Source organism: Azotobacter chroococcum, assembly GCF_004339665.1.
Classification (GTDB): Bacteria; Pseudomonadota; Gammaproteobacteria; order Pseudomonadales; family Pseudomonadaceae; genus Azotobacter; species Azotobacter chroococcum.
In genome coordinates, this window is record NZ_SMMU01000074.1 from 1 (window position 1) to 5,547 (window position 5,547).

Consider the following 5,547-nt stretch of genomic DNA (forward strand, 5'->3'; position numbering starts at 1 on the left):
GTATGCGGGACCATTCCCTGTCGCTCAGTCGGCTTCTGTCAGTCATGGCAAAAGCCCAGTTTTAGCACTGGGCTTGCGTCAACAGAACCTAGCTCTGCTCCGACTGCTCATTCTTCTGTGAAGGTTGGCCCCGGGGCTCCTGAACCCCCCAAGGGGGACCCTCAGCCCGAAGAACCAGGTCAGGTCCGTGCTGGACACTATGCCGTCAAGCTACTGGATACCAAATTGGAGCCGTACTCGGCAGATAAGAACGGTAACCCGACAAAATTCGCTCTCCGATTGTCCATTCGCGTAACCGACGTTATGGGCATGAGCGACTACGTTGATAGAGGAACAGTCCGGCTTTCGGTCGATGGCGCGGAGTTGATGCCAGAGAACTCGATCAACTTTGCTGTGTATGACCGGCAGTCTTTCGAAACGGAAGCCCTTTTCATTGTGCCGGCAGACGCCTCAATTATCACGTTGCTGTTCGGTCGTCCAGAAGACACAGTTGCGAGGCTCCCTTTATCTCTGGACTTAGGTGCGCGCCGCTAACGCAGGCCTCGCCCGCGGAATGGCGATCTGCATGGCGTTCCAGTCGATGCCTTATTCCCGCTTGGCCGCAACAATGTAGCTGTGCTCGGTAGCGTGACGCCCAACCCCTCCATCGAGCGGACTCGCACAGAGCTGCGCTTTTGCCTGCCGGTTAGCTTAATCGTTGGGCGTCATCTTGAAACAGAACCAAACTTACCGTGGAGCGCCATATGGATACGTCCGACCCGATAGCCATCGAAGCGATCAAGTTTCTCCGATTCTCGGTGTGGCCAATCACTCTCGTTTTCGTGCTGTTAGTATTCAACGCACCACTTGCGAGATTGATCGACCGGTTACACAATATTCAAATCGAACGGACCGACAAAGGTTTCAAGGTCGCCCTTGCAGCTGCGTCTTTGACCGCCGCAGAAGTGACACGAAATCCCGGAAAGACAATTATTCCCGCCGACATCGCGAGCGCGATTGACCAGGCATTTCGTAGAATACCGGTCCGCTCAAGAGCACCGTCGATACTTTGGCTTGACGATAATCCGTCGAACAACGATAACGAGCGTGCCGCTCTCTCGGTTGTTGGACTGCAATTCACGCTGGCGCAGTCTACAGCCGTGGCTAAGGCGCTACTGAGCACAGGACATTTTGATATTGTGCTCAGTGATTTTAGTCGTCTTGGTGACCCCGAAGCAGGTTACGGCCTTCTGGACTATTTGAAAGGTAAGGGGCTAAGAATTCCATACATTGTCTATTCAGGCACAGCTAATCCTGATGAGATTAAGGCCGCTAAAGCTAGAGGCGTGTTTGGACAAACGAATCAACCGCGGGAGCTTTTCGGTCTTGTGATATCAGCCCTTCAATCTTCTGGTCTTGACGCCCAACCGCCCGTTCCAACGGACGCGCCGCTGAACACGAACGTTAGGCGCTGGAGTGAGGCGCCGTAGGAGACTCTTCCCAATGTCTGTCGATCTACGAGCCCGTCGTTCGAGTGTTGGGACGACTGTCACGTCGAAAAGGAGGAATGAGATGAGTTCGACAACGGATAGGGCCGAGATTGAAGTGCTCTTCCAAAAACTGGCAAGAGCGCACGCTGACCACAACGCAGATGCCATCGTCGACGCCTATGCGCCGGACGCTGTGATTTTCGATCTGGCGCCGCCACTAGGGCGCCGCGGAATGAACCGCGACAGCGTCGCAGCCTGGCTTGGCGGCTGGGACGGGCCAATCCAGATCGATGCGCGCGACGTCAATCTCACTGTCGACGGCGACTTGGCGTTCGTATCAGCGCTCAACAGAATGCGCGGGCGCCAAGGCGGTGAAGATCAGGATATGTGGTACCGCACGACGATGTGTCTTCGGAGGACAAGTGGGCGATGGCGCATCGTCCACGATCACTCGTCGGTGCCTTTCTACATGGATGGGAGCTATCGGGCTGCGGTTGATCTTAAAGCGCAGTGGGGTGGCGCGGCCTGACGGCTCGTCGTCAGTGTGACGCGCCTAACAAGCGCTTGCACCGGACCTTCGCAAGCTACGCTTGCTTCGGCCGGTGAAGCGCGGCGTTATACATCAGGAAACAAATGTGAACCTGGAAAACTTGAATCGCAAGTAAGAAAATCTCGGTACTTTATAGTCTTCGCAGCGATCACCCCGGCAATCATATACATGCTATGGTTTGTCGTGAAAAACGATCAGCAACTATCAACAGATGCAGGGCTATGGGGGACTTTTGGCGATTTTGTAGGCGGGCTCATCAACCCACTAATTGCATACTTTGCTTTTTATTGGCTAACCCAATCCGTATTAATTCAAAAAACAGAGTTATCCGAAACCAAAGATGCTCTAATTGCAGCGCAACTTGCACAACAAGAGCAGGCTAGCACTGCACTAAAGGCAGCCGCTCTTCAATCACTAAGCATCAGGCTAAATGCTATAAATCAAGAAATATCCTTCGAGCAAGATATTCTCAAATTTATTATCTCGGAAGCACAGAGAAACGGGCAGCAATATACTGTAATGCTGCCTGACGGCAACCAAGAAAAACCACTAAAGGCAATTCCAGAAATACAGAACCGCCTCAATGAGTTAGCAAGAAAACAGAACGAATTGATAAAATCGGTAGAGCAGCTTGAGGTAAATACATAACAGCATATATGGACTCTCCCCACAAGTGGTGAGTAATGCTGTTTCAACCCTGTCGTCAGTGCGGTTGCATTCGTATATCCGGCCCTCCATGGGCGTTGCCGCCCGGGCCATTCTGTAGTTCGCGCAGCGGGGGCCAAGCGCTCAATCGATCACCAGGATCAGCATTGTTATCGGCCTTGCTCCGCTGCAGGACTCGCCTGTTCCGACAGTGTCGCTGTTCACCACAATCACGGGAAAACCTGCTGCTGATTACGCAGGTCCGCCGTCAGGCGGGCCGGCTGCTCTGCCAGTTGCCGCTGAAGCTCCGTATATGGACACTCCCTCATGGCCCTGCTCGGCCTTCTGGCCCTCTGTTCCACCGCCGAAGCGAAGCCCGATTTCAGCGGAACCTATGATTGCACCGGCGATGACCGCCACGAAGGCAAATATACCGGGACCGTGACGCTCGATCTGGTTCGCGAGCAGAGCCTCGGCCAGTACGGCGCCTACGGTTTCAAACTGGAAGTGCCCGGCTACGGCAGCTATCTCGGGCAGGCGGCTGCGCAGGGAACCCAGTTGGCCGTCCACTTCGCCCTGACGGATCAAAGCACCAAGGACTACGGTACGGGCATAGCCTCCTTCGCCAAAAACGACGCCGGCAAATGGACCTTCGACAAGTATTACTACGAGCCCGAGTTCAAGGGCGGCAACTTCGGAACCGAAAAGTGCGTACAACGCTGAAACGGACCTGGAACTCTTGAGCCTGTATTGAATAACGCCTGACATCGCCTTTTCGAGCAAGGCATCGGCATTCGGCCAGAGGCGGGCTTGTCTACCTCAAAAGAAAACATCCGCCGGAACACCAAAGCGCTCGGATAGCGCGCGGATATGGCGCACATTGAGGCGGCGCTTGCCGCTGAGCAGTTCGGAAACGACGGACTGTGCGCCGATCTCCGGCAGATCGGCCTGAGTCAGGCCGTGCTCCTGCATCAGGTAGCGCAGCATCTCCACGCCGCTCACCTTCGGCATGGGGCGGTGGGCTTCGTCGTAGGCTTCGATCAGGTCGCCCATGTATGAGGCCAAGGTGGCAAGGGGGTGATTTTCGTCGTCGCCGACGATAACCAGCAACTCGTCCAGGGCTTCGACCAGGGCATCGTAGTCGTCTTCGTTGGCCGGCCTGGTGAGCAAGGGGGCCACATAGCGCCAGTGTTCGCTGGCTTGTTTGATCAGCGCGGACATGGTTATTCCCTCCACTTACCTTGGTCGTATTCGCCATGATCCAGCACATGCTGGATATAGACCTTCTGCGCCCGGTACTGCACAACGGCGATCAGGCGAAGCTTGTTGCCGCCGATGTCGAACACATGCTGCGGCCCCACCTTGTCTGTTGCCGGAAACAGACGCTTCATTTCCGCGAAGTCCTGTGGAGCACTGGCCTTGATCAAGCGATACCAGGCCTCCAGGGCAGTGGCCGCATGCGGCCACTTGGCCTTGGCTTCCCAGATGCGTTTCTGAGTAATGACGTGCATATCGAGCGGTTTATCGCATTTTGCTATGGACTGCAGGATAAGGCAGCAGCCTGAATATAGCAAATTGCGATAATCCTGGATTCAACCTGATATGCCGGCTTATCGCCAACACTTCGGATGACTCTCGGGCAGAGCTGCAGGGACTCAAATGAGAATGCTTGGCTTCGTGCGATTGCCCTGGTTTCGGGCTCCCGTGGATCGTCCGGCTATCCTCTGAACATCGAAGGCGAGCCTTTCCGGCAGCCTTCACCCATCACTGCCCGCTATCGGAGGAAGCAGCCCATGGAGCGGTTCGTACCGACCAACGGCATCCAGTTGCACTGTCTGGATCATCCCGGCGGCGAGCCGCCGCTGGTACTGATGCCCGGCCTGACCGCCAATGCCCATGCCTTCGATGGCCTGATCGCGGCGGGGCTGAGTCCGGCGCTGCGGGTGCTGGCCGTGGATCTGCGCGGGCGCGGGCTGAGCGACAAGCCGGAGCGCGGCTACGGCATGGCCGAGCATGCCGCCGACGTGGTCGGCCTGCTGGATGCGCTGGGCCTGGAGCAGGTGGTGCTGGGCGGGCATTCGTTCGGCGGCCTGCTGGCCCTGTACATGGCGGCGCATTACCCCGAACGGGTCGGCAGGCTGGTGGTGCTCGATGCGGCCTGTTCCTTCCATCCGCAGGTGCGCGAGCTGATCCAGCCGTCCCTGGACCGTCTGGGTACGGTGCATCCCTCGTGGGATGAGTATCTGGCGACGATCAAGCGGATGCCGTTCTACGCGGGCTGGTGGGACCCGGCCATCGAAAGCGCCTACCGCGCCGACGTGGAAACCCGCGACGACGGCACGCTCAGGCCGCGCTCGCGTCCCGAGGCGATCGGCGAGGCGCTCGACGGGCTGCTCGCCGAGGACTGGCCGGGCCATCTGGCCGCCGTCCGCCAGCCCATGCTGCTGGTCAATGCCCCGGGCGCCTACGGGCCGCCGGGCACGCCGCCGGTGCTGCCGCGCGAGCAGGCGCTGGAGACGGTCGCGGCGGTGGCCGACGGGCGCTACGTCGAGGTGCCCGGCAACCACATGACCATGCTCTTCGGAGACGGGGCCGCGCGGACGGTGGAGGCGATTCTGGACTTCGTGCGGTCATAGCCGGTACCAGGCCAGGCGGCGGTGCCTGCGTTGCGTAGGGCGGGTTAGCCGCCATGCGGCGTAACCCGCCAAGGATGCCGGCAGGCATCCCCATTGCCGGCCTTGCGGCCGGTCGGTGGGTTACGGCCTGCGGCCTAACCCACCCTACGTGGGACTAGGTTCTGTTGACGCAAGCCCAGTGCTAAAACTGGGCTTTTGCCATGACTGACAGAAGCCGACTGAGCGACAGGGAATGGTCCCGCATACA

8 protein-coding genes are annotated in these 5,547 nt (G+C 58.0%); 6 read left to right on the top strand and 2 right to left on the bottom strand.

Annotation, left to right across the window (positions count from 1 at the left end):
• The first annotated feature begins 309 nt into the window (after window positions 1-309).
• The 5 genes from EV691_RS22825 (at window position 310) to EV691_RS22845 (ending at window position 3,387) form a co-directional block, all read left to right on the top strand.
• Window positions 310-534 (top strand): hypothetical protein, encoded by a 225-nt coding sequence (locus EV691_RS22825; RefSeq protein ID WP_131302050.1) that lies wholly within the window; start codon window positions 310-312, stop codon window positions 532-534.
• A 209-nt stretch (window positions 535-743) separates the two neighbouring features.
• Window positions 744-1,469: a DNA-binding transcriptional response regulator gene (locus EV691_RS22830; protein ID WP_131302053.1), complete on the top strand. Its 726-nt coding sequence runs from the start codon at window positions 744-746 to the stop codon at window positions 1,467-1,469.
• An 82-nt stretch (window positions 1,470-1,551) separates the two neighbouring features.
• Window positions 1,552-1,998 (top strand): nuclear transport factor 2 family protein, encoded by a 447-nt coding sequence (locus EV691_RS22835; protein ID WP_165496623.1) that lies wholly within the window; start codon window positions 1,552-1,554, stop codon window positions 1,996-1,998.
• A gap of 204 nt (window positions 1,999-2,202) precedes the next feature.
• On the top strand, window positions 2,203-2,667 hold the full coding sequence (locus tag EV691_RS22840; protein WP_131302061.1) for a hypothetical protein: 465 nt from the start codon (window positions 2,203-2,205) through the stop codon (window positions 2,665-2,667).
• A 324-nt stretch (window positions 2,668-2,991) separates the two neighbouring features.
• Complete coding sequence (locus EV691_RS22845) at window positions 2,992-3,387, top strand: hypothetical protein (protein WP_131302064.1); 396 nt, start codon at window positions 2,992-2,994, stop codon at window positions 3,385-3,387.
• Window positions 3,388-3,483: 96 nt separating this feature from the next.
• Here the strand turns inward: EV691_RS22845 and EV691_RS22850 are convergent, their stop codons facing one another.
• Window positions 3,484-3,885, bottom strand: a complete 402-nt coding sequence (locus EV691_RS22850; RefSeq protein ID WP_131253936.1) for a helix-turn-helix domain-containing protein — start codon at window positions 3,883-3,885, stop codon at window positions 3,484-3,486.
• 2 nt (window positions 3,886-3,887) lie between these two features.
• Window positions 3,888-4,175, bottom strand: a complete 288-nt coding sequence (locus EV691_RS22855) for a type II toxin-antitoxin system HigB family toxin (RefSeq protein ID WP_131302066.1) — start codon at window positions 4,173-4,175, stop codon at window positions 3,888-3,890.
• Between the two features lie 282 nt (window positions 4,176-4,457).
• Between EV691_RS22855 and EV691_RS22860 the strand changes: the two genes are divergently transcribed.
• Window positions 4,458-5,300, top strand: coding sequence for an alpha/beta fold hydrolase (locus EV691_RS22860; RefSeq protein ID WP_131302069.1), 843 nt, complete (start codon window positions 4,458-4,460; stop codon window positions 5,298-5,300).
• Window positions 5,301-5,547 lie beyond the last annotated feature (247 nt).

Bases quoted from the DNA above. Each gene is read 5' to 3' on its own strand.
- EV691_RS22825 (WP_131302050.1), top strand. From the start codon at position 310: ATGAGCGACTACGTTGATAGAGGAACAGTCCGGCTTTCGGTCGATGGC.
- EV691_RS22830 (WP_131302053.1), top strand. From the start codon at position 744: ATGGATACGTCCGACCCGATAGCCATCGAAGCGATCAAGTTTCTCCGA.
- EV691_RS22835 (WP_165496623.1), top strand. From the start codon at position 1,552: ATGAGTTCGACAACGGATAGGGCCGAGATTGAAGTGCTCTTCCAAAAA.
- EV691_RS22845 (WP_131302064.1), top strand. From the start codon at position 2,992: ATGGCCCTGCTCGGCCTTCTGGCCCTCTGTTCCACCGCCGAAGCGAAG.
- EV691_RS22850 (WP_131253936.1), bottom strand. From the start codon at position 3,885: ATGTCCGCGCTGATCAAACAAGCCAGCGAACACTGGCGCTATGTGGCC.
- EV691_RS22855 (WP_131302066.1), bottom strand. From the start codon at position 4,175: ATGCACGTCATTACTCAGAAACGCATCTGGGAAGCCAAGGCCAAGTGG.
- EV691_RS22860 (WP_131302069.1), top strand. From the start codon at position 4,458: ATGGAGCGGTTCGTACCGACCAACGGCATCCAGTTGCACTGTCTGGAT.